25 protein-coding genes are annotated in these 24,717 nt (G+C 72.5%); 18 read left to right on the top strand and 7 right to left on the bottom strand.

Annotated features, from left to right (window positions below; translation table 11 throughout):
* Positions 1-24: 24 nt before the first annotated feature.
* On the bottom strand, positions 25-1,011 hold the full coding sequence (locus tag OHS82_RS18710) for a DUF3558 domain-containing protein (RefSeq protein ID WP_328434177.1): 987 nt from the start codon (positions 1,009-1,011) through the stop codon (positions 25-27).
* A gap of 118 nt (positions 1,012-1,129) precedes the next feature.
* Complete coding sequence (locus tag OHS82_RS18705; protein WP_328434176.1) at positions 1,130-1,990, bottom strand: DUF3558 domain-containing protein; 861 nt, start codon at positions 1,988-1,990, stop codon at positions 1,130-1,132.
* A 210-nt stretch (positions 1,991-2,200) separates the two neighbouring features.
* On the opposite strand from OHS82_RS18705, the gene OHS82_RS18700 reads away from it, so the two are divergent.
* A complete protein-coding gene (locus tag OHS82_RS18700) occupies positions 2,201-3,394 on the top strand; it encodes an RtcB family protein (protein ID WP_057583614.1) in 1,194 nt (397 codons plus the stop codon).
* Between the two features lie 40 nt (positions 3,395-3,434).
* Here OHS82_RS18700 and OHS82_RS18695 read toward each other — a convergent pair whose 3' ends face one another.
* Entirely contained in the window at positions 3,435-4,691 is a 1,257-nt protein-coding gene (locus OHS82_RS18695; protein WP_328434175.1) for a GNAT family N-acetyltransferase, read from the bottom strand.
* Positions 4,692-4,844: 153 nt separating this feature from the next.
* Here OHS82_RS18695 and OHS82_RS18690 point away from each other — a divergent pair, with 153 nt between their 5' ends.
* Together OHS82_RS18690 and OHS82_RS18685 are read left to right on the top strand one after the other, a co-directional pair.
* A complete protein-coding gene (locus OHS82_RS18690; protein WP_157876460.1) occupies positions 4,845-5,120 on the top strand; it encodes a hypothetical protein in 276 nt (91 codons plus the stop codon).
* Positions 5,108-5,413 carry a hypothetical protein gene (locus tag OHS82_RS18685; protein ID WP_057583621.1) on the top strand — a complete coding sequence of 102 codons (306 nt, stop codon included), beginning with the start codon at positions 5,108-5,110 and terminating at the stop codon, positions 5,411-5,413. The genes OHS82_RS18690 and OHS82_RS18685 overlap by 13 nt, the downstream gene beginning before the upstream one ends.
* A gap of 44 nt (positions 5,414-5,457) precedes the next feature.
* Here OHS82_RS18685 and OHS82_RS18680 read toward each other — a convergent pair whose 3' ends face one another.
* Entirely contained in the window at positions 5,458-6,234 is a 777-nt protein-coding gene (locus tag OHS82_RS18680) for an SDR family NAD(P)-dependent oxidoreductase (protein WP_057583623.1), read from the bottom strand.
* 83 nt (positions 6,235-6,317) lie between these two features.
* Here OHS82_RS18680 and OHS82_RS18675 point away from each other — a divergent pair, with 83 nt between their 5' ends.
* From OHS82_RS18675 to OHS82_RS18660, 4 genes are all read left to right on the top strand, one after another.
* Positions 6,318-6,728, top strand: coding sequence for a hypothetical protein (locus tag OHS82_RS18675; RefSeq protein WP_443061788.1), 411 nt, complete (start codon positions 6,318-6,320; stop codon positions 6,726-6,728).
* A 68-nt stretch (positions 6,729-6,796) separates the two neighbouring features.
* Complete coding sequence (locus OHS82_RS18670; protein WP_057583624.1) at positions 6,797-7,270, top strand: MarR family winged helix-turn-helix transcriptional regulator; 474 nt, start codon at positions 6,797-6,799, stop codon at positions 7,268-7,270.
* Positions 7,271-7,275: 5 nt separating this feature from the next.
* A complete protein-coding gene (locus OHS82_RS18665; RefSeq protein ID WP_057583625.1) occupies positions 7,276-8,304 on the top strand; it encodes a permease in 1,029 nt (342 codons plus the stop codon).
* Positions 8,301-9,116 (top strand): TIGR03943 family putative permease subunit, encoded by an 816-nt coding sequence (locus OHS82_RS18660; RefSeq protein ID WP_328434174.1) that lies wholly within the window; start codon positions 8,301-8,303, stop codon positions 9,114-9,116. The genes OHS82_RS18665 and OHS82_RS18660 overlap by 4 nt, the downstream gene beginning before the upstream one ends.
* Positions 9,117-9,225: 109 nt before the next feature.
* Here the strand turns inward: OHS82_RS18660 and OHS82_RS18655 are convergent, their stop codons facing one another.
* Positions 9,226-10,047 carry a helix-turn-helix domain-containing protein gene (locus OHS82_RS18655; RefSeq protein WP_057583627.1) on the bottom strand — a complete coding sequence of 274 codons (822 nt, stop codon included), beginning with the start codon at positions 10,045-10,047 and terminating at the stop codon, positions 9,226-9,228.
* 62 nt (positions 10,048-10,109) lie between these two features.
* Between OHS82_RS18655 and OHS82_RS18650 the strand changes: the two genes are divergently transcribed.
* The 6 genes from OHS82_RS18650 to OHS82_RS18625 all read left to right on the top strand — a co-directional run bounded on the left by OHS82_RS18650 (position 10,110) and on the right by OHS82_RS18625 (position 17,717).
* On the top strand, positions 10,110-10,763 hold the full coding sequence (locus OHS82_RS18650; RefSeq protein WP_079041592.1) for a TIGR03086 family metal-binding protein: 654 nt from the start codon (positions 10,110-10,112) through the stop codon (positions 10,761-10,763).
* A 147-nt stretch (positions 10,764-10,910) separates the two neighbouring features.
* Positions 10,911-12,029, top strand: coding sequence for an LLM class flavin-dependent oxidoreductase (locus tag OHS82_RS18645; RefSeq protein ID WP_328434173.1), 1,119 nt, complete (start codon positions 10,911-10,913; stop codon positions 12,027-12,029).
* A complete protein-coding gene (locus OHS82_RS18640; RefSeq protein ID WP_057583629.1) occupies positions 12,026-12,637 on the top strand; it encodes an FMN reductase in 612 nt (203 codons plus the stop codon). The genes OHS82_RS18645 and OHS82_RS18640 overlap by 4 nt, the downstream gene beginning before the upstream one ends.
* Positions 12,638-12,862: 225 nt before the next feature.
* Positions 12,863-13,564 (top strand): response regulator transcription factor, encoded by a 702-nt coding sequence (locus OHS82_RS18635; RefSeq protein ID WP_057583630.1) that lies wholly within the window; start codon positions 12,863-12,865, stop codon positions 13,562-13,564.
* Positions 13,565-13,576: 12 nt separating this feature from the next.
* The gene (locus OHS82_RS18630; RefSeq protein ID WP_370444214.1) at positions 13,577-15,055 is read left to right on the top strand and encodes a sensor histidine kinase; all 1,479 of its coding nucleotides are present in this window, start codon (positions 13,577-13,579) and stop codon (positions 15,053-15,055) included.
* 91 nt (positions 15,056-15,146) lie between these two features.
* Entirely contained in the window at positions 15,147-17,717 is a 2,571-nt protein-coding gene (locus OHS82_RS18625; protein ID WP_328434172.1) for a SpoIIE family protein phosphatase, read from the top strand.
* Between the two features lie 22 nt (positions 17,718-17,739).
* On the opposite strand, the gene OHS82_RS18620 is transcribed toward OHS82_RS18625, so the two are convergent.
* Positions 17,740-18,558 carry an SAM-dependent methyltransferase gene (locus tag OHS82_RS18620; protein ID WP_057583633.1) on the bottom strand — a complete coding sequence of 273 codons (819 nt, stop codon included), beginning with the start codon at positions 18,556-18,558 and terminating at the stop codon, positions 17,740-17,742.
* 161 nt (positions 18,559-18,719) lie between these two features.
* Complete coding sequence (locus tag OHS82_RS18615) at positions 18,720-19,361, bottom strand: hypothetical protein (RefSeq protein WP_107105364.1); 642 nt, start codon at positions 19,359-19,361, stop codon at positions 18,720-18,722.
* A 393-nt stretch (positions 19,362-19,754) separates the two neighbouring features.
* Here OHS82_RS18615 and hemL point away from each other — a divergent pair, with 393 nt between their 5' ends.
* The 5 genes from hemL to OHS82_RS18590 all read left to right on the top strand — a co-directional run bounded on the left by hemL (position 19,755) and on the right by OHS82_RS18590 (position 24,714).
* Positions 19,755-21,074 (top strand): glutamate-1-semialdehyde 2,1-aminomutase, encoded by a 1,320-nt coding sequence (gene hemL, locus OHS82_RS18610; protein WP_057583634.1) that lies wholly within the window; start codon positions 19,755-19,757, stop codon positions 21,072-21,074.
* Complete coding sequence (locus tag OHS82_RS18605) at positions 21,071-21,772, top strand: histidine phosphatase family protein (RefSeq protein ID WP_057583635.1); 702 nt, start codon at positions 21,071-21,073, stop codon at positions 21,770-21,772. The genes hemL and OHS82_RS18605 overlap by 4 nt, the downstream gene beginning before the upstream one ends.
* A gap of 163 nt (positions 21,773-21,935) precedes the next feature.
* Positions 21,936-23,270 (top strand): hypothetical protein, encoded by a 1,335-nt coding sequence (locus OHS82_RS18600; protein ID WP_057583655.1) that lies wholly within the window; start codon positions 21,936-21,938, stop codon positions 23,268-23,270.
* Positions 23,271-23,336: 66 nt separating this feature from the next.
* Complete coding sequence (locus tag OHS82_RS18595; protein ID WP_328434171.1) at positions 23,337-23,939, top strand: TlpA family protein disulfide reductase; 603 nt, start codon at positions 23,337-23,339, stop codon at positions 23,937-23,939.
* A gap of 1 nt (position 23,940) precedes the next feature.
* Positions 23,941-24,714, top strand: coding sequence for a cytochrome c biogenesis CcdA family protein (locus OHS82_RS18590; RefSeq protein ID WP_057583637.1), 774 nt, complete (start codon positions 23,941-23,943; stop codon positions 24,712-24,714).
* The last annotated feature ends 3 nt before the right edge of the window (positions 24,715-24,717 follow it).

Below are 24,717 nucleotides of genomic sequence, written 5' to 3'. Positions count from 1 at the left end.
TGCGGCGCACGCCTTTCCGGACCGTCAGCTCTTCGCGGAGGCGGTCGCCTTCGGAGCCGCCGCGGCCTCCTTGGACGCCGTCGCCTTCGGGGTCGTCGACGACGGCAGCGAAACCCCCTGGCCCGGCGAGACGGACGCCGACTTCGACGGGGACGGGGAGGCCGAGCCGGCCGACGAACCCGCCGACGAACCCTGCGAACTCCCGCCGCCGCCAACGCCGTTGGCCGACCGCACCGACACCACCGCTTCCTTCGCCGCCTTCTGCGCCGAGGCCGCCAGCGCATCCCCACTCGGCGCCTTGTCGCCCGCCAGGCCGGCCCCGTTGTAGTCCAGCGTGACGACGACGTTCTCCACCCGCGCCACCACCGTCTGCTGCTTGAAGGCGCCCTCGGTCTTCTTCAGGTCGTAACGCACCAGCGTCGCCTCGTCGCCCGTCCCCGGGGCCGCCTGCGACTTGGCGTTCGTCGCGCCCGCCACCGCCTGGGAGTCCTTGACCTGCTTCGCGTAGTACGTCTTCGCCTGCGACTCGCCGTCGCCGGTCGTCGCGTCCGACTCGAAACGCAGCAGCGACACGTTCAGCCAGCGGAACTGCGACCCCTTCACCCCGTTGTTGGCCAGGCTCGACCACGAACAGCTCGCCCGGTCCGCGGTGTCCCCCGTCGTCCCCGCCTTGCCGGAGGTGACCCCCTTCGGCACCAGCTCGGTCAGCGTCTTCTTCGACAGCACCGCGCACGCCTCCGGCAGCTTCTTGTACGCCGCGGCCTGCACGGTGGGCGCGGCGCTCACGGCGGAGTCCGCAGCGGGACCGGTGGAGGCGCCGGCGTCCTTCGAGGCGTCGTCCGAGCCGGAGTCCGAGGAGCAGCCCGCGGCGATCAGCATCACCGGGACGGCGACCGCGGCTGCCAGGAGGCGGTTGAGCCCTCCCGTGCGCCTCGCACGCTCGTCACGCTCCTCGCGCTGGTTGAACTGGCCGTCTCGCTGGGCTCGTCGCTGCATGGTTCCTTCACTCATGACGCTCGTGGTTCCTGCGGTCGGATCGGGTCCGAGGGGCCACGGTACGCGGTGAAGACTCTGTGCGGTTGTGCTTCGAAGGCTTCACGGACGGGGCGCGAACCGCCCCCGACGGACGTCAGCCGGCCAGTGAGTCGACCAACTGCGCGGCCAGTTTCCGGGCCTTGTCCTGCATTTCCTCACTGTCCGGCGTCACGCCGAGCGTCGCCGGCTGCTCCTCGTACTGGATGGTCACAATGACGTTCGACGTGCGGAACGCCACAGTCACCGTCCGCTGTGCGACGGTCGAACCGGAACTCCCGAGGGCGTCGTCGATGAACGCCTCGTCGCCGAGGTCGTCCAGCAGCCGGGGCTGCAGATCGGCGGGCGCGACCGTCGAGGAGGCCGATGCCGATGCCGAGGCCGACGGCGAGGAGGCCGACGGAGAGACGGAGGAGGCGCCGGCCGTCGACGAGGACGAGGCCCCGGCGCTCGGGGAACCCGTGGCACTCGTGGAGGGCGACACGCCGGCCGTGGCGGACGCGACGGGCGCCGGCAGGTCGGCCGCCGTCACCTTCTTCGCGAAGAGCGTCTCCGCCTGGGAGTCGTCGCTCACCGCGTTGTCGTACGAGACGACCCGCTCGAGGTCGACGAGGAGATGATCGGTGGCGTCCGTCGACTCCACCTTCCAACGGCACCCCACCTTGCGGTCCGTGTCGTAGGTCAGCGTCGCCTCGCCGGCATAGGCCGCTTGGCGTCGCGTCGCGTCGGTGAGCTGCTGGATGCCGGGAAGCAGGGAGTCGAGCGTCGCCTGGCTCACCACGCCGCACGCCTCCGGCAGCGTGGCGTACTTGCCCGGCCGGGCGGCGGGCGTCGACGTGTTGGCCTCGCCCGGGTTGGAGTTGTCGTCCGAGCCGGTGTCGTCCGCGCCGCCGGTGCAGCCGGCCAGCAGCGCCGCGAGGAGCGCGACGACGCCGGGTACGTAGGCCTTCCGCTGCACGGTCGGCTCCTCTCGACGGTCACTTCGGGATGTTCGGTCTCCGGGCCCGCGTCCCCGCTGGTTAATCGCTTGCCGGGCGAGGTCGGTCCCTGCAGACAATGTGTATCGCACGCACCACCGTGGATGCCGGTCCGCCGTCCGTTTCGGCCGACCTCGGCACCGGTTTTGCGACTCACAACTTTTGTTGTTTTTCCGGGGGAATGAGGTCATATGTCGTACGTGGAAATGCCGGGCGCGAAGGTGCCCATCCGTATGTGGGCCGACCCTGCCTCGGTCGAGGAGGGCGCACTGCAGCAGCTGCGCAACGTGGCCGCCCTGCCGTGGATCAAGGGCCTGGCGGTCATGCCGGACGTCCACTACGGCAAGGGCGCGACGGTCGGCTCGGTCATCGCCATGAGCGGGGCCGTCTGTCCGGCGGCGGTGGGGGTCGACATCGGGTGCGGGATGTCGGCGGTCAAGACGTCGTTGACGGCGAACGATCTGCCGGGGGACCTGTCCCGGCTGCGCTCGAAGATCGAGCAGGCTGTTCCGGTCGGGCGGGGGATGCACGACGACCCCGTGGATCCGGGGCAGTTGCACGGTCTGGCCACCGGCGGCTGGGACGACTTCTGGGGCCGGTTCGACGGCGTCGCGGAGACGGTCAGGTTCCGCCGCGAACGGGCGGGCAGGCAGATGGGGACGCTGGGCTCCGGGAATCACTTCGTTGAACTTTGCACTAGTGGGGACGGGTCGGTCTGGCTCATGCTGCACTCCGGTTCCCGCAACATCGGCAAGGAACTGGCGGACCACCACATCGGCGTGGCCCAGAAGCTCCCGCACAACCAGGGCCTGGTCGACCGCGATCTCGCCGTCTTCATCTCGGACACTCCGCAGATGGCGGCCTACCGCAACGACCTCTACTGGGCGCAGGAGTACGCGAAGTACAACCGCACCATCATGATGGCGCTCCTGAAGGACGTGGTCCGCAAGGAGTTCAAGAAGGCGAAGCCGACCTTCGAGCCGGAGATCTCCTGCCACCACAACTACGTGGCGGAGGAACGCTACGAGGGCATGGACCTGTTGGTCACGCGCAAGGGCGCGATCCGGGCCGGTTCGGGCGAGTACGGGATCATCCCGGGCTCGATGGGCACGGGCTCGTACATCGTGAAGGGCCTGGGCAACGACAAGGCCTTCAACTCGGCCTCGCACGGAGCGGGTCGGCGCATGAGCCGGACCGCGGCCAAGCGCCGCTTCTCGACGAAGGACCTGGAGGAGCAGACGCGGGGCGTGGAGTGCCGCAAGGACTCCGGCGTCGTGGACGAGATCCCGGGCGCCTACAAGCCGATCGAGCAGGTCATCGACCAGCAGCGTGACCTGGTCGAGGTGGTGGCCAAGCTGAAGCAGTTCATCTGTGTGAAGGGCTGAGCGGACGAGGCTCCCGTGAGCGGGGGCCTCGTCCGCAGGTTCACGCGAGTCGTTTCTCCAGCAGTGTCACCGCGTAGGGGCTGCCTGTGCCGCCGTCCTTCGCGCGTTGTTCGCCGACGACCGTGTAGCCGGCCGCCTCGTAGTAGGTGCGCAGGCGGGGGTTGGAGGAGAGGCAGTCGAGGCGGGCGTAGGGGCGGCCGGCGGCGCTGATGCGGGACTCGGCGTGGGCCAGCAGCATGCGGCCGGCGCCGGGCGGGGCGGTGTGGGGGGCCGTCATCAGGCGGTGGACGTAGCCCGCCTCGGGCGGCCGGGGGCCCCAGGCCGCCGGGTCGTCCCACCAGAGTTCGTAGGCGCCCGTGAGCGCGGCTCCGGTGTGCGCCAGCCATACCTCGCCCTCGCTCATGCGGTCGAGGAAGTGCGCCTCGGTCTTCTCGCCCGGCTGCCATTGCCGGATGCCGCGGGCCAGTTGCCACAGGGCGGCCGTGTCGCGCAGGCGGACCAGGAGGGCGGCGTCGGCGGGGGCGGCTCGGCGGTGGACCGGCTCCGGCCAGGTGGCGGGGAGCGGTTCGAGGAGACGGGAGCGCAGCGCGGCGGACAGTTCGGCCGCGTCCAGGCCCAGGGCGTGCGTCACGTACGCCTCCACCGAGCCGTGGCGCTCGCGCAGGGCCGCCAGGAACAGGCGCATCGCCGCCTCGGGGGCGCGGCCGAAGGCCGGCCAGGCCGGGGAGCGGCCGCCGTTGCGGGCTCGCCAGTCGTCCAGCAGCGCCCGGGTCGCCAGTTCGGTCAGGCTGAAGTCCTCGATGATCGTCTCGTCCGGGACGCCGAGGAGGGCGAGGATCAGGGCGGCGAGCTGGCCGGTGCGGTCCTTGCCGGAGGCGCAGTGGAAGACCAGGCTCGCCTCCGCCTCGGCCACCAGGCGCAGTGCCGTCGCGATCTCCTCGACGCCGTCCTCGGCGACCTCCATGTAGCGCGCGCAGAGGTAGGGGCCGGGGTCGAGGTCCGGGGTCAGCGCCGCCTGGTCGTAGGGGCGGTGCTCGATGCTGAGGTTCCGGTAGGCGAAGGAGTCGTGCCGGGGGATGCGGCCCCGTGCCTCGATCTCCCGGGGGTGCCGCAGGTCGATCACGGTGCCGATGCCGAGGGCGAGGAAGCGGTCCCAGTCCGGGGTGCCGGTGGTGAGCTTGCCGAGGGAGTCGGCGCGGAACAGGCGTCCCGGGCGGATCCGGTGACCGGTTCCGGCGCGATATCCGCCCAGGTCACGGAAGTTGTGCAAGGTCTCGAACGGTATGTGTCGGTCCACGGACCAGACCTTACGGCGGCCCGGGAACCGGAGCGGGGCGCTCTGGTGTCTTCAGAGGCACCTCCGCGCTTGCTCGAACAGGGATGCGACACGCGGGCCCACGGGGGCACGGGGGCAGGAGAGAACGGGGGTTCTGCAATGGAGCGCAAGCGGATGCGTGCGGGAGTCTGGGCCGCGGGGCTGGTGCTGCTGGCCGTCGGGACGCTGGCCGGCTGTTCCCAGGAGTACGAGGACAAGCGCGGCAAGGGGGACGCCCCGGTGCAGGGGAAGGCCGGTGACGACACGCCCGCCGAGGTGTTCAACATGCCCGACGGTTTCGGGAACCTGGCCACCAAGTGCGTGGGGCACGGGTACCGGGCGTACGTGACGACCAACGCGACCGGTCCGTCCAACGTGCAGATCGTCCAGGACAAGACATGCGGCGGCTGACCGCGGTCGGCGTCGCGTGCGCCCTCGCGCTGCTGCTCGGCGGGTGCTCGCAGGAGTACTACGACGAGCGGGGCAAGGCCGACGCCCCGGTGGCCGGGCAGGCCGGGGAGGACACCCCGGCCGAGGTCCACAACTTCCCGGACGGGTTCGGGAACCTGGCGACGAAGTGCGTCGGGAAGGGCCGGCGGGGTTATGCCACGACGAAGTTCGTGCAGGCCGAGGACGACGACGACGTCGTCATCATCCCGGCCCACGCGGTGATCGTCGACGATCCGGGCTGCCCGGGTCCCTGACCGCGTGCGGCGGCGCCCCTGCGTCCGGGGGCGCCGCGGTGGGCTCAGAGCTCGCGGTGGACCTTGGTGTTCGACGCCTGGGCGCGGGGGCGCAGGACGAGGAGGTCGACGTTGACGTGGCTGGGGCGGGTCACCGCCCAGGTGATCGTCTCGGCGACGTCGGAGGCGGTGAGGGGTTCGGCGACGCCCTGGTAGACCTTGGCCGCCCTGTCCTGGTCGCCGCCGAAGCGGGTGAGGGCGAACTCGTCGGTCTTCACCATGCCGGGGGCGATCTCGATGACCCGGACCGGCTGGCCGACGATCTCCAGGCGGAGGGTCTCGGCGAGGACGTGCGCCCCGTGCTTGGCGGCGACGTAGCCCGCGCCGCCCTCGTAGGTGCCGAGTCCGGCGGTGGAGGACACCACGACCACGGTGCCGTCGCCGCTCGCCACGAGCTGGGGGAGGAGCGCCTGGGTGACGTTCAGGGTGCCGAGGACGTTCGTCTCGTACATGGTGCGCCAGTCGGCGGGGTCGCCGGTGGCGACGGGGTCGGCGCCGAGTGCGCCGCCTGCGTTGTTGACGAGCACGCCGATCGTCCGGAAGGCGGTGGCGAACTCGTCGACGGCGGCGCGGTCGGTGACGTCCAGCTGGTAGGCCGCGGCGGAGCCGCCCGCGCGGGTGATCTCCTCGGCGAGTGCCTCGATGCGGTCCTTGCGGCGGGCGGTCAGGACCACGCGGTAGCCGGCCGCGGCGAGTTCCCGGGCGGTCGCGGCGCCGATCCCGCTGCTCGCACCGGTGACGACGGCGATGCGGGAGGCGGTGGACGGTGCGGCGGCGGCCATGGACTGCTCCTCGGTGGGGGTGGTGCGGCGGGGGTACGGGTGGGCTGTGGCCAGGATAGGTGGGGGCGGCGCAGGAGACGGGGGTGGCGGAGGCTGCCGGGTCGGCGGGCGAGGCCGATCTCTCGTATCACGGTTCCGCCGTCATGGCCGGTGGCCGGGTCGACGTGCGGCTGACTCCGCGCAACCACGGTCCGGCGGACGTCGCCGACTCGACGGTGCGGCTGCGGTGGTCGGCGCCGCTGGCGGCGGGGGAGCAGCGGCTGGCGGCGGGATGTGCGCGGACGGGCCGGCAGGAGGTGGTGTGCCGGACGGGTCCCCTGGTCGCGGACGGGGTGGGGGAGCAGATCGTGATGCGGGTGTGGCTGCCGGGGCGGCCGGCCGAGGTGACGATGGCCGTCGACACGGTGTGGGGCGGCGGGGCCGTGGACCGCAACCGTTCCAACGACCGTCAGACGGTGCTGGTGCTGGACACCGGGGACGCGTACTTCTTCTGAGGATCGTGGGACCGGTGCGTCGTACGATCTGCGGACGGCGCCGACGACGGCGCCGGCGAAGGGGAGCGATGTCCCAGAACGTGCGGTCGCGGCTGCTGGACGAGCTGTCCGTGGTCTCCCGGCGGTACGCGGCCGCGTATGCCCTGTTCAACCAGGCACTCGCGGACCGGCTGGCGCTGCACCCCACGGATCTGCAGTGTCTGAACCTGCTGGCGCTGGAGCGGGGGCCGGTGACGACGGGCCGGGTCGCGGAGCTGACGGGGCTCACCACGGGGTCGGCGACCCGGCTGGTGGACCGGCTGGAGAAGGCGGGCTATGTCGTGCGCGAGCGGGACGCGGCCGATCGGCGGCGGGTGCTCGTGGCGACCGTGCCGGAGCGGATCGCGGAGTTCGGGCGGATGTGGGAGCGGCTGGGCGGCGACTGGATGCCGCTCTTCGACGATCTCGCGGACGCCGAGCTCGCGGTGATCGTGCGGCACATGCGGCGGACGGTGGAGTTCGGCGCGGAGCAGGTCGTGCGGTTGCGGGAAGGGCGGGTGTAGGGCGGATGCAGGAGACGGACATACGGCCGTCCGGGGCGGTGGCCGACGGCGTGGCGGACGCTCCTGCGGGGCGTGGGCTGCCGCGGCACTGGCCGCTGTTGCTGCTGGGCGCGGCGGTGGTGCCGGGCGTCCTGCTGGTGGTCGTCGGGCGGTCGCTGGACGAGCCGGCGGTGCAGGCGTGGCGGACGGTGTGCCTGGCCGTGACCGTGCAGGCGCTGCCGTTCCTGCTGTTGGGGACGGCGTTGTCGGGGGCGATCAACGCGTTCGTGCCGGCGGGTGTCTTCCAGCGGGTGCTGCCGAAGCGGCCCGCGCTGGCCGTGCCCGTGGCGGGGGCGGCGGGAGTGGTGCTGCCGGGGTGCGAGTGCGCGTCGGTGCCGGTGGCGAACAGTCTGATCGGGCGGGGGGTCACGCCGGCCGCGGCGTTCGCGTTCCTGCTGTCGGCGCCGGCGGTGAACCCGGTGGTGCTGACGGCCACGGCGGTGGCGTTCCCGGGCCGTCCGGAGATGGTGCTGGCGAGGCTGGTGGCCTCGCTGGTGACGGCCGCCGCGATGGGCTGGCTGTGGCTCTGGCTGGGGCGCGAGGAGTGGCTGCGGCCGCGGACCGACCGGCAGGCGGGACATGTGGCGGGGCACAGCCGGTTCCAGGAGTTCCGGCAGGGTTTCCAGCACGACTTCCTGCACGCCGGGGGTTTTCTGGTGGTGGGGGCGATGGCGGCGGCCACGTTCAACGTGGCGGTGCCGCGTTCGGTGCTGGACACGTTCGCGGGGTCGCCGTGGCTGTCGGTGCTGTTCCTGGCGGCGCTGGCGATCGTGCTGGCGGTGTGCAGCGAGGCCGACGCGTTCGTGGCGGCGTCGCTCAGCGGGTTCTCGTCGGTGGCACGGCTGACGTTCATGGTGGTGGGGCCGATGGTCGACCTGAAGCTGATCGCGTTGCAGGCGGGGACGTTCGGGCGGGCGTTCGCGGTGCGGTTCTCGGCGGCCACGGCGGTGGTCGCCGTGGTGTGCAGCGCGGTGATCGGAGGGGTGTTGCTGTGAGGCGGTTCGCGCAGGCGGCGCTGCTGGTGCTGAGCGGTCTGGGGCTGCTGCACGCCGCGCTCTTCACCGACCTGTACCTCAATCTGGTGAAGCCGGGCATGCGGCCGCTGCTGATCGCGTCGGGAGCGGTGCTGGTGGCGCTGGGAGCGTGGGCGGCGGCGGAGGCGTGGGGCCGGCGACGGACCGGCGGCGGCCGGGACGACCACGACCACGACCACGGGCACGGGCACGGTCATGGGCACCGGCGTCGGCCTGACGGCGGCGGGAGCGGGGGCGGGGACGCGCACGGGCACGATCACTCGCGGGTGCCGCGGGTGGCGTGGCTGCTGTTTCTGCCGGTGCTGAGCCTGCTGTTCTACGCCCCGCCCGCGCTCGGTTCGTACACCGCCTCGCGTGAACCGGCCAAGGCGGTGGCGGTGGAGGAGGACGGATTCGACCCGCTGCCGGCGACCTCCCCGCTGCCGATCACGCTGACCGACTTCACCCAGCGGGTGCAGCAGGACCGGTCGCGGGCCGTCGGGAAGCGGACCGTGGTGATGACGGGGTTCGTCACGCCGGCCCCGGGCGGGGACGGCTGGTATCTGACCCGGATCATCGTCAGCTGCTGTGCGGCGGACGCGTCGTCGGTGAAGGTGCTGGTCCACGGGGCCGCCGCGCCGAAGGCGGACACCTGGGTGAACGTCACCGGGACCTGGCATCCGGGCGGGACGCTGGGCACGGCGTCGGCGGCGGTCGCGCTGGACGCGCGGAGCGTGGCGAAGGCGCCCAAGCCGTCCAACGCGTACATGGACGCCCTGCCGCTGACGTCCTGAAGCCGACCGACCGACCGACCGGCTGGCGGCGGTGCGGCGTACGGGGCCGGGCCGGCCGCGGACAGCCGTTGGTCGGCCCGGGCCCGGGCCTACGGCGTGCTGTGGGGGGCTATGGCGTGCTTGCGGCTTGGGCGTAGGCGGTCGGGGGGAGGCCGACGGTGGTGGTGAAGTCGCGGGCCAGGTGGGCCTGGTCGGCGTAGCCGAGGTCGGCGGCGAGGCCGGCCCAGTCGAGGTCCTGCCGGGTGCCGGCGAGTTCCAGGGCCTCGTGCAGGCGGTAGCGGAGGATGGCCCACTTCGGGCTGACGCCCACGTAGGCGGCGAAGAGCCGCTGCAGGGCCCGTACCGAGAGGCCCCCGGCGCGGGCGAGGTCGGCGACACGGCGCACGGTGCGGTCGGCGCGGATCTGCTCGACGAGGTCCATGGCCTGGTCGGCGCGCGGGTCGTGCTCGGGGTCGAGGGAGAGCAGGAAGGCGTCGAGGGCGGCGACCCGGCCGAGGTCGTCGGCGGGGCCGGTCACCGTCCGGGGGGTGTCGCCGCCGGCCCGGGGGAAGACGTCGTCGGCGGGCAGGACGCGGCCGGTCCAGTGCGCGACGGGTTCCGCGGGGGCGTACGGGCGGAAGCCGCCGGGGCGGAACTTCACCCCGCAGACCCGTCCCCGGCCGGTGAGCTTCCTGGTGTAGAGGCCGCGGGCGACGCCGGTCAGCTCGCCGTAGGGCGGGCCGTCGGCCTCCTCCCACTGGAAGGTGAGGTTGACGGACGGGTGCGGGACGATGTGGGAGGCGTACGGCTCGGGCAGGTCCCAGTCGATCAGCCAGTACGTCTCGACGTGACGGCGCAGCGGCTCGGCGGGCGGGTGGCGGCGGAACCGCACGCGGGCCAGCAGCCCGGCCGGGTCGACGATCCCGCGGGTGTCGCGGCGGGGGGCGGCCATGCCCGGATCGTACGTCGCGTTTCTTCAAGACGGGCGGCGGCGGGCGTGTCTACGGTCGGGGTATGGACATCGACGACAGCGGCATCGAGCGCGGTAGCGACGAAGGCGGCGGCAGTGGCGTCGACGGCGGCGGCCGTGGGAGCGCGCTCGGCATCGGCGAGCTGCTCGGCAGGGCGCGCGAGCGGGCCGAGCCGGTGCTGCGGGGCGTCCCGGACGCGGCGCTGGCCGGTCCCACGCCCTGCGCGGAGTACGACGTGAAGGCCCTGGTCAACCATGTGTTCCAGGTGGTCGTCCAGTTCCAGCGGCTGGCGGCGAAGGAGGAGTCGGAGTTCGGGGAGGCTCCCGACCGGGTGGGCGTGGGGCCCGACTGGCGCGAGCGGCTGGTGGCGGAGACGGACCTGCTGGTGGCGGCCTGGTCCGCGCCGGGCGCCGAGGAGGGCACGACGGGTGCGATGGACATGCCCGCGCGGCTGGTCGGCTCGATGGCGCTGCTGGATCTGACGGTGCACGTGTGGGATCTGGCGCGGGCCACCGGCCAGGACTTCCCGGAGGCCGACGAGGCTGTGGTGGCGGAGCTCGCGGGGGCGGTCGCCGTGCTGGAGCCGACGGCCCGGCGGATGGGCGTGTTCGGCGAGGCGGTGGCGGCGGCGGAGGACGCGTCGCCGTTCGAGCGGCTGCTCGCGCGGACCGGCCGTGACCCGCACTGGAAGGCGTGAAGGAAGGAGCGGCCGGGGCGGGCCGCCGGGAACGCCGTGGGCGGACCGGGCGGCACAGCAGTGCACCGGACGCGGGGGAATAGCCCTGGGCGGGCCGCGGTTCTCCGGGTATAGTTGAAGCGTCAACAACCTGGAGGGTGAGCGACCATGCAGTTCGGGATCTTCAGCGTCGGCGATGTCACGCCGGACCCCACCACGGGCCGTACGCCGACCGAGCGCGAGCGGATCAAGGCCATGGTCGCGATCGCGCTGAAGGCGGAGGAGGTCGGCCTCGACGTCTTCGCGACCGGCGAGCACCACAACCCGCCGTTCGTGCCCTCGTCCCCGACCACCATGCTCGGCTACATAGCCGCGCAGACGGAGAAGCTGATCCTCTCCACCTCGACCACCCTCATCACCACGAACGACCCGGTGAAGATCGCCGAGGACTTCGCGATGCTCCAGCACCTGGCCGACGGGCGCGTGGACCTGATGATGGGGCGCGGCAACACCGGCCCGGTCTACCCCTGGTTCGGGCAGGACATCCGTGAGGGCATCAACCTCGCCGTCGAGAACTACGCCCTGCTGCGCCGGCTGTGGCGCGAGGACGTCGTCGACTGGGAGGGCGCGTTCCGCACCGCCCTCCAGGGCTTCACCTCCACGCCCCGCCCGCTGGACGACGTGCCGCCGTTCGTCTGGCACGGCTCCATCCGCTCGCCCGAGATCGCCGAGCAGGCCGCGTTCTACGGCGACGGCTTCTTCCACAACAACATCTTCTGGCCGGCCGACCACACCCGGCGGATGGTCGAGCTCTACCGCGCCCGGTACGCGCACTACGGGCACGGCACCCCCGAGCAGGCCATCGTCGGCCTGGGCGGCCAGGTGTTCATGCGGAGGAACTCGCAGGACGCGGTGCGTGAGTTCCGCCCGTACTTCGACAACGCGCCGGTCTACGGGCACGGGCCGTCCCTGGAGGACTTCACCGACCAGACCCCGCTGACCGTCGGCACGCCCGAGCAGGTCATCGAGAAGACCCTGAAGTTCCGCGAGTACGCGGGCGACTACCAGCGTCAGCTGTTCCTGCTGGACCACGCGGGGCTGCCGCTGAAGACCGTGCTGGAGCAGCTCGACCTGCTCGGCGAGGAGGTCGTACCGGTGCTGCGCAAGGAGTTCGCCGTGGGCCGTCCGGCCGACGTGCCGGACGCGCCGACCCACGGGTCGCTGCTTGCGCAGAAGCAGGCCGAAGGAGCCGACGGGGGCAAGACGGAGAAGGAGGTCGTGGCATGAAGCTCGTCGTGCTCTCGGCGGGGCTGAGCGTCCCGTCGTCCACCCGGCTGCTGGCCGACCGGCTCACCGGGGCGGTGGGGCGGCACGCGTCCGTCGACGTCGAGGTCGTGGAGCTGCGCGACCTGGCCGTCGAGATCGCCCACCACTTCACCAACGGCTTCCCCGGGCGGCGGCTGGCGGCCGCGCAGGAGGCGGTGGCGGCGGCGGACGGACTGATCGTCGTCACCCCGGTGTTCTCCGCGTCCTACAGCGGCCTGTTCAAGTCCTTCTTCGACGTGCTCGACCCGGACGCGGTGGCCGGCAAGCCGGTGCTCATCGCCGCCACGGGCGGCTCAGCGCGCCACTCGCTGGTGCTGGAGCACGCGCTGCGCCCGCTCTTCTCCTACCTGCACGCCGTCGTCGTCCCGACCGCCGTCTACGCGGCCTCGGAGGACTGGGGCGCGCAGGGCCTGCCGGAGCGGATCGAGCGCGCCGCGGGCGAGCTGACCGCGCTGATGACAGGCCTGTCCGCGCCCTCGCCGGCTCCGCAGCCGGCGAAGGCCGGCCAGGAGGCCGGGTTCACCGTGGTGCCCTTCGCCGAGCAGCTGGCGGCGCTGGCCGCCCGGTGACCGCCGACCCTCCGAGCCCTCGGACGGGCAGATCCGGCCCGTCCGGGGGCACCCCCTCAGGAGGACCGAGGACGAGGCCGTTCAGGCCGAAGCGTGTGTCCGGTGGCGTCGGCCCCCGCGTACGCCCACCCGGACGGTGAGAGCCGAGTAAGAAGGGTGACTGTACGACCGTCCCCCCGGCCCAACCGCCGCAGGCCTTGGCAGACTGGGCGGGTGCCTCCCACCGTGCTGCTCGCCGAAGACGACCGTGCCATCCGCAACGCCCTGGAACGCGCCCTGGCCCTGGAGGGCTACCGGGTCACCGCGGTCGCCGACGGAGTCGAGGCGCTGGCGCACGCTCACAGGAACCCGCCGGACGTGCTCGTCCTCGACGTGATGATGCCCGGGATCGACGGGCTCCAGGTCTGCCGGGTGCTGCGCGCCGAGGGCGACCGCACCCCCGTGCTGATGCTGACCGCGCTGGTGGAGACCGCCGACCGGATCGCCGGACTGGACGCGGGCGCCGACGACTACGTCGTCAAGCCGTTCGACGTCGAGGAGGTCTTCGCCCGGCTGCGGGCGCTGCTGCGCCGGACCGGCGCCGACGCCGTCGCGCCCGTCCCCGACGTCCCCAGGCCGACGCCCGAGCGGCACGTGGAGGCGGCCGGGCTGCGCATGGACCCGCAGGCACGGCGGGCCTGGCGGGGCGAACGGGAGCTGGAGCTCACCCGCACCGAGTTCGAGCTGCTGGAGCTGCTGGTGCGCAACGCCGGGATCGTCCTGGACCACTCCACGATCTACGACCGCATCTGGGGCTACGACTTCGGGCCCGGTTCCAAGAACCTCGCCGTCTACGTCGGCTACCTGCGCCGCAAGCTCGACCAGCCGGGCGCCCCGCAGCTGATCCACACCGTGCGCGGCGTGGGTTACGTGCTGCGCGAGGACTGAGGGGTTACGCGGGTGAGCCGTCAGCGCCCCGTGCTGCGCCGGCTGCTGCCCCCGTTCCTGTCCCGGCCGCGGCCGAAGCTGGTGTCGCTGCGCACCACCTTCGCGGTGTCCTTCGCCGCCGTGACCGCCGCCGTCACCGTCCTCGTCGGCGTCCTGTCCTACTCGGCTGCCGCCCGGCTGGTCCGGGTCGACCAGGAGTCCGTGTTCGACGAGGTGGTGCAGGACCTGCGGGACGAGGTGCGCGACCAGCGGATGGCGCCGGAGGACTTCTCCTCGGCCGAGCCCGGGCACGACATCGTGCGGCCGGCCCGCACGGACGTGCAGGTGCTCGGCCCGGACGGGAGGGTCGTGGACGGCGGTACCCCCGGGCTGCCGGTGGCGGCCGCCGACCGCACGGTGGCGGGCGCCGCCGACGCCGGGCAGATGGCCGAGCACAAGGACGTCGACGTCGGCAGCGACGTGTACCGCATCGCGACCGTCTCGCTCGGCGGCGGGCGGGGCGCGGTCCAGGTGGCGCAGGAGTTCAGCGACACCGAGGACCTGCTGCGGGCGCTCCAGCAGCGCACGCTGATCCTGATGACCGCGGTCGTGACCGCCGCGGGGCTGTTCGGCTGGTGGCTGGCCCGGCGCATCACCCACCGCCTGGTGATCCTCACCACCGCCGCCGAGAACGTCGCCCGCACCCGGCGGCTCGGCGTGCAGGTGCCCGTCACCGGCCACGACGAGGTGGGGCGGCTGGGCCGCGCGTTCGACCGCATGCTGGGCCGGCTCGCCCAGTCGGAGGAGGACCAGCGCAGGCTCGTCCAGGACGCGGGCCACGAGCTGCGCACGCCGCTGACGTCGTTGCGGACCAACATCTCCCTGCTGCGCCGCATCGACGAGCTGCCGCCGGACATCCGCGACGAGCTGGTGGCGGACCTCGGCCAGGAGGCCCGGGAGCTGACCGACCTGGTCAACGAACTCGTCGACCTCGCGGCCGGCCAGTCCGACGCCGAGCCGCCGCGCAGGCTGGACCTCGCCGACCTCGCCGAGGAGGTGGCGGCCCTCGCCCGACGCCGCACCGGACGGCAGATCCTGCTCCGGGCGTCCGGCGACACCAGCTCCTACGGGCGGCCGGGCATGCTCCAGCGGGCGGTGTCGAACCTCGTGGAGAACGCCACCAAGTTCGACCGGGACGGCCGTGCGCCCGTCGAGATCGCCGTCACCGGACCCGCCCGGCCGGGCGTCGTCCGCGTCGAGGTCCTCGACCGCGGGCCCGGCATCGCCGAGGCCGACCTGACACGCGTCTTCGACCGCTTCTATCGCGCCGCCGAGGCCCGCTCCCGGCCCGGATCCGGCCTCGGTCTGTCCATCGTGCGCGAGGTGGCGCTGGCCCACGGCGGCGCGCCGTTCGCCGCGCGGCGCGCGGGCGGCGGCTCGGTGATCGGCTTCACCGTGGGCGGCGGCCCGCCGGAGGGGCGAGGCGCGGAAGGAGCGCCGGACGGGGCGTGAGCGACGGACGTCTCATGGAAATACGAGTGATTCCGTGTATGCGTTGATTTGCCGGGAATGATACGGGTTACGCGTTCTGCGGGAGAGTGAGATGAGCGAGGCATCGGAGGCTGTCGGCGAGGCGCTCACCGCGCGGGTCACCGTCGACGAACAGGGCGCCGTCACCGGCTGGAACACGGGCGCCGCACGACTGCTGGGCTACACGGCGGAGCAGATCGTCGGCCGCCCGGCCACCACCCTGCTCGCTCCCGCCCCGACCTCACCGGACCCCCCGCCCCCGCCCGGCGACCCGCCCCCGCCCGGCGATCCGCCTCCGTTCGGCGACCCGCGCCCAGCCGGCTCGGTGTCCGGGGGGTCGGCTGCCGCCGGACTGCCGCCCACAGGCCTGCCCCTCACCGACCAGCCTCCCGCCGGGCTGCCCCTCGCGGGGCGGGCGCGGTGGCACGGGGCGCTCGTCCTGCGGCGCCGGGACGGTCGTCTGGTGGAGGCCAGGGTCGTCGCCCATCACCGGACCGGGGACGACGGCGTCCGGGACTGGCTGCTGGTCTGCGCGGTGCCGGGATCACCGCCCCGCCCCCGGGCCGACGAGGACGCGCTCCTGCGGTGGGGGTTCCTCGAGTCGCCCTGCTGCGCGACCTCGGTGCACGACACGGACCTGCGCTTCTGCCGGTCCAACCAGACCGCACAGCGCGCGCTCGGCCTGGACGAGGAGTACCTGCGCGGCCTGCGGCTCACCGACGTTTTGTCCACGACGTCGGCGCGGGACGTCGAGCGGCTGATGCGACGGACGCTGGAGACCGGCGAGCCGCGGCACGTGGAGAACGTCGCGCGGGCCCCCGGCGAGAGCCGGCAGCACGCCTGGGCGGTCGATCTCTACCGGGTGCAGGACGCGGACGGCCGGGTCCTGGGCGTGGCCTCCACCGGGCACGACATGACGGAGCAGCACCGGGCCCGCCAGCGCCTCCAGCTGATCGCCGAGGCCAGCACCCGGATCGGCAGCACTCTCGACGTGACCCGGACCGCCCAGGAGCTGGCCGAGGTGGCGGTGCCGGGCCTGGCCGACTTCGTCAGCGTCGACCTGCTGATGTCGTTCGAGGCGGGGCAGGAGGAGACCACGGCCGGCGGCCCCCTGCCGCTGCGCCGGGTCGCCCACCGGTCCGTGCTGGCCGGCGCCCCCGAAGCCGTCCTCCGGCCGGGTGACGTCGACGTGTACCCGGAGAGTTCGCCGCCGGCCCAGTGCCTGCGCACGGGACGGGCCGTTCGCCGTCAGGTGACCGAGGCCGCCATCCCCGCCTGGGTCGCCGGCGACCCGGTGCGCATGGCCCGCATCCGGGACTTCGGACTCCACTCGGTGATCGCCGTCCCCCTGTCGGCGCGCGGCGTCGCGCTGGGCGTCGCCGTCCTCGTCCGGCACCGGCGTCCGGAACCGTTCCAGCACGACGACGTGGTGCTGGCCGAGGAACTGGCGGCCAAGGCGGCGGTCTGCATCGACAACGCCTGGCGCTACACCCGCGAGCGCAGGACGGCCGTCACCCTGCAGCGCAGCCTGCTGCCGCAGCGGCTGCCCGAGCAGTCCGCGATGGAGGTCGCCTCCCGCTATCTGCCGGCCGACGCGCGGGCGGGGGTGGGCGGCGACTGGTTCGACGTGATCCCGCTGTCCGGCGCCCGGGTCGCGCTCGTCGTCGGCGACGTCGTGGGGCACGGCATCCACGCCTCGGCGACCATGGGGCGGCTGCGCACGGCCGTGCGCACCCTCGCCGACATCGACCTGCCGCCCGGCGAACTGCTCACCCACCTCGACGACCTGGTGGGCAGGCTGGCCACCGAGGCCGACACGCTCGGCGACGAGGGGATCACGGGCGACGTCGGGGCGACCTGCCTGTACGCCGTGTACGACCCCGTGACGCGCCGCTGCAGCCTGGCCAGGGCCGGGCACCCGCTGCCCGCCGTGGCGCGCCCGGACGGCGTGGTGGAACTGCTGCCGCTCCCCGCGGGGCCTCCGCTGGGTCTGGGCGGACTGCCGTTCGAGGCGCTCGAGACGGAGCTGCCCGAAGGCAGCCTGCTCGCCCTCTACACCGACGGCCTCATCGCGTCCCGCTCCCGCGACAGCGACGTCGACGACGGCACCGCCCGCCTGTGCCGGTCCCTGACCGCCCCGGCGGCCTCCCTGGACGTCATGTGCGACGCGGTCCTCGACAGCCTGCTGCCCCGGACGCCCGCCGACGACGTGGCGCTGCTCCTCGCCCGCACCCGGGTGCTGGACGCCTCCCGCGTCGCGACCTGGAACGTGGACGCCGACCCGGCCGCGGTCGCCGACGCCCGGAAGAAGGCGGTCGGACGGCTGGCGGACTGGGGGCTCGCCGACGCCGCCTTCGTCACCGAGCTGATCGTGAGCGAGCTGGTCACCAACGCGATCCGGCACGGCGAACCGCCCGTCCAGCTGCGGCTCATCCATGACCGCACCCTCATCTGCGAGGTCAGCGACGCCGGTGGCACGGCGCCCCACATGCGCCGGGCCCGCACCTTCGACGAGGGCGGCCGGGGCCTGCTCCTGGTCGCCCAGCTGTCCCGGCGCTGGGGCGCCCGTCCGGGCGCCAAGGGCAAGACGATCTGGGCGGAGCAGGAGATCGAGGGCCCGGAGGGCGAAGACGCCTGGAGCTGAGCCGGCCGGGCGCCCGGGGCGGTCAGCCGTCCTTGCGGGCCACCGCGCCGTAGATGCCGATGGGCGGGGTGTCCGGCGCGGGAGGCTCGTCGGGACGCCACTGCGGGACCAGGACCAGGCCCGGGTCGAGCAGCGTGAAGTCCCCGAAGAAGTCCAGCACACGGGAGTGGCCGCGGGGGTTCATGCTGGCGGTCGCGCCCTTGTAGACGGCGGCCGCGTCCTTGCGCCCGTCCTCGTGGAGGTCGCCCGTCGCGTGGGACAGCACCAGGTACGAGCCGGCGGGCAGCGCGTCACGGAGTTCGGCGACGACGGCGTCCGGGTCCTCCGCCTCGGTGACGAAGTGCAGGACGGCCACCAGCAGCAGGGCCACCGGACGGTCGAAGTCGATCACCCGGCGCACGTCGGGGTGGTCGAGGACGGCCCGGGGGTCGCGCAGGTCGGCCAGGACGACGGAGGTGTCGGCGGCGTCGTCCACGAGGGTCATGGAGTGGGTGCTGACGATCGGGTCGTTGTCGACGTAGGCGACGCGCGTCCCGGGTGCGACGGCCCGCGCGATCTGGTGCACGTTGGGCTCGGTCGGCAGACCCGTGCCGATGTCGAGGATCTGCCGGACGCCGCCCTCCGCGACGACGTGACGGACGGCGCGGTGCATGAAGCTCCGGTTGGCCCGCACGGCCGCCCGGACCTCGGGCGCCGCCTTGATGAACTGCTCTGCGGCTGCCTGGTCGACCTCGTAGTTGTCCTTGCCGCCGAGGAAGTAGTCGTACATCCGGGCGGGGTGCGGCTTGCTCGTGTCGATCCGCAGAGAGGGACCGCCGTCGCCGCCGAGGTCAGAGGACATGACGCAGGACTCCGTCCGTGAGTGACTGTCGGATCGTCATCCTGACACGCGCCGGCCCGCCGTCACCGTCGGCCCGGCGCATTGCGTGCGCCCGAACACGCCGACAGGAAAGGCCAGTTGACCGAAGAGGGACGATTCCGTCGCTGACGGGACGAGCCGGCTCAAGGCCACACGAGGCAGTACGGCTGGTGTCCCGCCTCGTGCAGCCGGTGCGAGAAGTCCTGCCACTCGTGCAGGAGTTGGTACACGTTGAACGCGTCCCGCGGGCCGCCGCGGTCCGGGACCGTCGACCAGATGAAGGCGGCCGCGCCGACCGCTTCCTCGCCGATGTCCCGCAGCGGGTCCACGACGGTCATGGGGAGCTTCACGACGGCGTAGTCGGGGTGCAGGACGACCAGCTCCAGCGGGGGCACCTTGCTCAGGGGGACGCCCTCGATGCCGGTCAGGACCATCGCGGCCATCGTCTCCGGCTTGATCTTGGTGAACATGCCGTTCATGCCCAGCTCGTCGCCGCCGAGCTCCTCGGGGCGCATCGAGATCGGGACGCGGGCCGCCGTGGCACCGTCCGGCGCGCCGAAGTACTTGTACGTCACCCCCACCCGACCACCATTCCTGCTTCCCGCCTCGAGACGATCGACCTGGTCGACCCGCCGGTCGACCCGCTCGGACTCACTCGGTGCGCCTTGTGCCTGCGTCTGTCGTGCTTCGCCGCTTTCCTCCGCGTTGCGCCGGTGCCTTCCCCGCCGGGCACGTCGAGGACCCAGGTCGTCAGTCCCCTCGCCCAGTCCGCCACCGCGATGCATATCTCCACCCGACTGCTTTTCTAGGACGCGCCGGCACCGCCGCGCAACCCGATCATCGTGTCAGTGACCTCCCCCACGGCCGCCCGCCGAAACGTGCGGTGAAACACCTGTCCGCAGGAAACTCGCAGCCCCTCGACACTCGGTCGGTGAGAGCTACGTCTGTCAGGCCCGTTCCGACTCAGTTTCGCAGATGGTGAGGCGGCCGGCGGAGCCACGTGCAGCACGGCCCGGCCGGGGAGAGGGCCCCGGCCGCCGCACGGGCCCGCTCCGGGCGGCCGCCGTCGCGGCCGGCGACGGCACGCCCCATGGGGCCCGGCCGTCGCTGGCCTACCCTGGGAGGTCACTGGCAACCGGAGTCCAGCAAGTCGGAGAAGGTCGGAGAAGTCGCAGGTCATGAGCGAACTGCCCTATTCATACGATGCGCCCGTCTCGCAGGCGCTGTTCGACCGTGCGTCCGTCGTCACCCCGGGCGGCGTGAACTCGCCGGTGCGCGCGTTCCGCGCCGTGGGCGGCACGCCGCGGTTCATGGTGTCCGGCGCCGGCCCGTATCTGACGGACGCCGACGGGCGGGAGTACGTCGACCTGGTCTGTTCCTGGGGGCCCATGATCCTCGGGCACTCGCACCCCGAGGTGATCGCCGCCGTGCAGGAGGCCGTCACCCGCGGCACCTCCTTCGGCACGCCCGGCGAGGGCGAGGTCGCTCTCGCCGAGGAGATCGTGGCGCGGGTCGGGCCCGTCGACCAGGTGCGCCTGGTGTCCAGCGGCACCGAGGCCACCATGTCGGCCATCCGGCTCGCCCGCGGCTTCACCCGGCGCACCAAGGTGATCAAGTTCGCCGGCTGCTACCACGGGCACGTCGACTCGCTCCTCGCGGCGGCGGGCAGCGGGGTCGCCACCTTCGCGCTGCCCGACACCCCGGGCGTCACCGGCGCGCAGGCCGGCGACACGATCGTCCTGCCGTACAACGACCTGGAGTCCGTGCAGGAGGCCTTCCACCGGCACCCCGGTGAGATCGCCTGCGTGATCACCGAGGCCTCGCCGGGGAACATGGGCGTCGTGCCGCCGCTGCCCGGGTTCAACCAGGGGCTCAAGGACGCCTGCCGGGCCAACGGCGCGCTGTTCGTCTCCGACGAGGTGATGACGGGCTTCCGCACCAGCCGCGCCGGGTGGTTCGGGATCGACGGCGTCACGCCCGACCTGATGACCTTCGGCAAGGTCATGGGCGGCGGCTTCCCGGCCGCGGCGTTCGGCGGACGTGCCGACGTGATGGCGCACCTCGCGCCCGCCGGGCCCGTCTACCAGGCCGGCACGCTCTCCGGGAACCCGGTCGCCACCGCGGCCGGCCTGGCCCAGCTCCGGCTCCTCGACGACGCCGCGTACGTGAAGGTGAACGAGGTCTCCACGCAGATCCAGACGCTGGTGTCGGAGGCGCTGGCCAAGGAAGGCGTCGCGCACACGCTGCAGAGCGCCTCCAACATGTTCTCCGTCTTCTTCACGGACCGTCCCGTCCGCGACTACGAGGACGCCAAGGCGCAGGAGTCGTTCCGCTTCACCGCCTTCTTCCACTCGTTGCTGGCGAACGGCGTCTATCTGCCGCCGTCGTCCTTCGAGTCCTGGTTCGTGTCCACGGCCCACGACGACACGGCCGTCCAGAGAATCGCCGACGCCCTTCCGGCGGCGGCCCGAGCGGCTGCGGAGGCCACGGCGCGATGAGCACCTTCGAGAAGAACGGCGCCGCCCAGGACATCACCGTCGTCCACCTCATGCGCCACGGCGAGGTCGACAACCCCGACGGCGTGCTCTACGGCCGTCTCGACGGCTACCACCTCTCCGAGCTGGGCCGGCAGATGGCCGACCGGGTCGCCGAGCATCTCGCCTCCCGCGACGTCACGCACGTCGTCGCCTCCCCGCTGGAGCGGGCGCAGGAGACGGCGACCCCCATCGCGAAGGCGCACGGGCTCGACCTGGCCACCGACGCGCGGCTGCTGGAGGCGGAGAACGTCTTCCAGGGCAAGACGTTCGGCGTGGGCGACGGGGCGCTGCGCCGGCCGGAGAACTGGAAGCATCTCGTCAACCCCTTCAAGCCGTCCTGGGGTGAGCCCTACGTCGACCAGGTCGTGCGGATGATGGGCGCACTGGACGCGGCGAAGGACGCGGCCCGCGGGCACGAGGCCGTGCTGGTCAGCCATCAGCTGCCGATCTGGATCGTGCGGTCCTACGTCGAGCGGCGGCGGCTGTGGCACGACCCGCGCAAGCGGCAGTGCACGCTCGCCTCGCTGACGACGTTCACGTACCAGGGCGACCGGATCATGTCGGTCGGGTACACCGAACCCGCCCTCGACCTGGTGCCGGTGCACCTGCGCGCCGGGGCCAAGCCGGTGCCGGGCAAGGGCAAGGCGTTCGGCGCGTAACGGGTGACGACGGCCGCCCGGCCGGGCCCTGCGGCCCGCCGGGCCCGGCCGCGTGGCTGAAATACCCCGTCTGTTACCGAATCCGGAACTATCGGCGGAACCCTGTCGTTCATCATGTCCTCTGAATGGGTGACCACCAGAGGATCTGATGAACGAGGACGCCATGCGCACGATCACCCGAAGGGGAGCCATCGGACTCGGGGCCGGAGCCGCGGCAGTCGCCGGACTCGCCGGCTGCGGCAGTCTCACGAGTTCGGACGACCCGTCCCCCGCCGGTGATGCGAAGAAGGGCGCCAAGGACGGCGGCTCCGGCAGTCCCCGCCCCAAGTCCGGTGCCCGCCCCCTGGGCGACGGCTCCACGTCCTTCACGGGCAAGCAGCCCCACCAGCCGGCCAAGCCGGTGCCGCTCCAGCCCGGCGAGGAGCCGCCGCAGTTCGTCGTCTTCTCCTGGGACGGCGCGGGCGAGGTCGGCAACGGGCTCTTCGACCGCTTCCTCGATCTCGCCAAGGCGCACGGCGCGAGCATGACCTTCTTCCTCTCCGGGCTGTATCTGCTGCCCGAGTCGAAGAAGCGGCTCTACGACCCGCCGAACAACCCCCGCGGTGCCTCCGACATCGGCTACCTCACCGACGAGCACGTCAAGATGACGCTCGCGGGCGTCCGTCGCGCCTGGCTCGAGGGGCACGAGATAGGCACCCACTTCAACGGCCACTTCTGCGGCGAGGGCCACGGCTCGGTCGGCAAGTGGACGCCGGCGCAGTGGCGCAGCGAGATAGACCAGGCGAAGAAGTTCGTCAAGGAGTGGCGGACCAACACCGGCTGGACCGACCTGCCCGCGCTGCCCTTCGACTACGACAAGGAACTCGTCGGCGGACGCACGCCCTGTCTGCTCGGTCAGGACAATCTGCTGCCCACCGCCCGTGCCCTCGGCTGGCGCTACGACGCCTCCTCGCCGGGCGGCCGTCAGGTGTGGCCGAAGAAGAAGGCCGGGATCTGGGATCTGCCGTTGCAGCAGATACCTTTCCCGGGGCGCAGCTTCGAGGTCCTCTCGATGGACTACAACATGCTCGCCAACCAGTCCGTCAACTCGACCAAGGCGCCCGCCCACAACTACCCCGGCTGGCGTCAGCAGTCCTCCCAGGCGTACATACAGGGATTCAAGCGGGCATTCGAGACTAACCGGGCTCCGTTCTTCGTCGGCAACCACTTCGAGCAGTGGAACGGCGGCATCTACATGGACGCCGTCGAGGAGTCCTTCAAGCACATCGCACGGGAGAAGGAGAAGGGCGCGGACGTGCGCATCGTCTCCTTCCGGCAGTTCGTGGACTGGATCGACGTCCAGAAGCCGGAGGTGCTCGAGAAGCTGCGCACCCTCGAGGTCGGGCAGCAGCCGGCCGGCGGCTGGAAGACGTTCCTGGCCGCGACCCCGAAGTCGCCGACCGCCCCGAAGTCGCCGACCGGCCCGAAGTCCCCGAAGGCCTCCGCGTCTGCCACCTGAAATGCGGTTTTCTCCCCGCAAGGGGGGCGCGCAAGATCCTCAGAACGGGCATGCGAAACTTTTCACATGAGTGCCGCCTGGATCCGTCCGCGTCGCCCCGCAGTCCTCGGCGCGGGTGCCGTCGTCGCCGCGTTGCTGCTGTCCGCCTGCGGCTCCGGGGGCACGTCGGGCGGGGGCGGCGGCACCAACTTCGTCCTCGGCAAGGACGGCATCTCCACCGCCGAGAAGGGGCAGCGGGCGCAGGTCCCCGACCTGTCGGGTGCGACCGTCGCGGGCAAACAACTGGACATCGCCTCCTTCAAGGGCAAGATCGTCGTCCTGAACGTGTGGGGCTCCTGGTGCGCCCCGTGCCGCGCCGAGGCGCCCAACTTCGAGAAGGTCTCCAAGGACCTGCAGGGCAAGGGCGTGCAGTTCGTCGGCATCAACGTCGCCGACCCCCAGGTGCGCAGCGCCCTCGCCTTCGAGGAGCAGTACGGCGTCACCTACCCCAGCCTGTACGACCCCAGCAGCAAGCTGATCCTCCGCTTCCGCAAGGGCACGCTCAACCCCCAGGCCATCCCCTCCACGCTCGTCGTCGACCGGGAGGGGAAGATCGCCGCCCGCTCGCTGGCCGCGCTCAGCGAGGAGAAGCTGCGCAAGATGATCGCCCCGATCCTCGCGGAGAAGTGACGTGAGCGCGCTCACCACGTTCGCCGCGGCCACCGACCCGAACCAGACGGTGATGAACGGCGCCCTGCTGCTCGCCCTGCCGCTGGCCCTGCTCGGCGGTCTCGTCTCCTTCTTCTCGCCCTGCGTCCTGCCGCTCGTCCCGGGCTATCTCTCGTACGTCACCGGCGTGACCGGCACCGACCTCGCCGAGGCCCGGCGCGGACGGATGGTCGCCGGCGCCTCCCTGTTCGTCCTCGGCTTCACCGCCGTGTTCGTCTCCGGCGGGGCCCTGTTCGGGTACTTCGGCCAGACGCTCCAGGAGAACCAGAGCGTCCTGTCCAAGGTGCTGGGCGTCCTCATGATCCTCATGGGCGTCTTCTTCATGGGCCTGATGCCCTGGATGACGCAGCGGGAGTTCCGCTTCCACCGCAGGCCCGTCGCCGGGCTCGTCGGTGCTCCCTTCCTCGGCGCCCTGTTCGGCATCGGGTGGACCCCCTGCATCGGTCCGACCCTCGCCTCCGTCATCGCCCTCTCCTCCCAGCAGGGGAGCGCCGGCCGCGGTGCCATACTGACCGTCGCCTACTGCCTCGGCCTCGGCGTGCCGTTCGTGCTCGCCGCGGTCGCCTTCCGCAAGGCGCTCGGCGCCTTCGGCTGGGTCAAGCGCCACTACGTCTGGGTGATGCGGATCGGCGGCACGATGATGATCGTCACCGGTCTGCTGCTGCTGACCGGCGCCTGGGACCGCATCGTGCAGGACATGCAGTCCTGGTCCGCCGGCTTCACTGTGGGGATCTGATCC

It is taken from the genome of Streptomyces sp. NBC_00425, assembly GCF_036030735.1.
In the GTDB taxonomy this organism is placed as follows: Bacteria; Actinomycetota; Actinomycetes; order Streptomycetales; family Streptomycetaceae; genus Streptomyces.
This window is presented reverse-complemented; position numbering and strand designations above follow the sequence as displayed.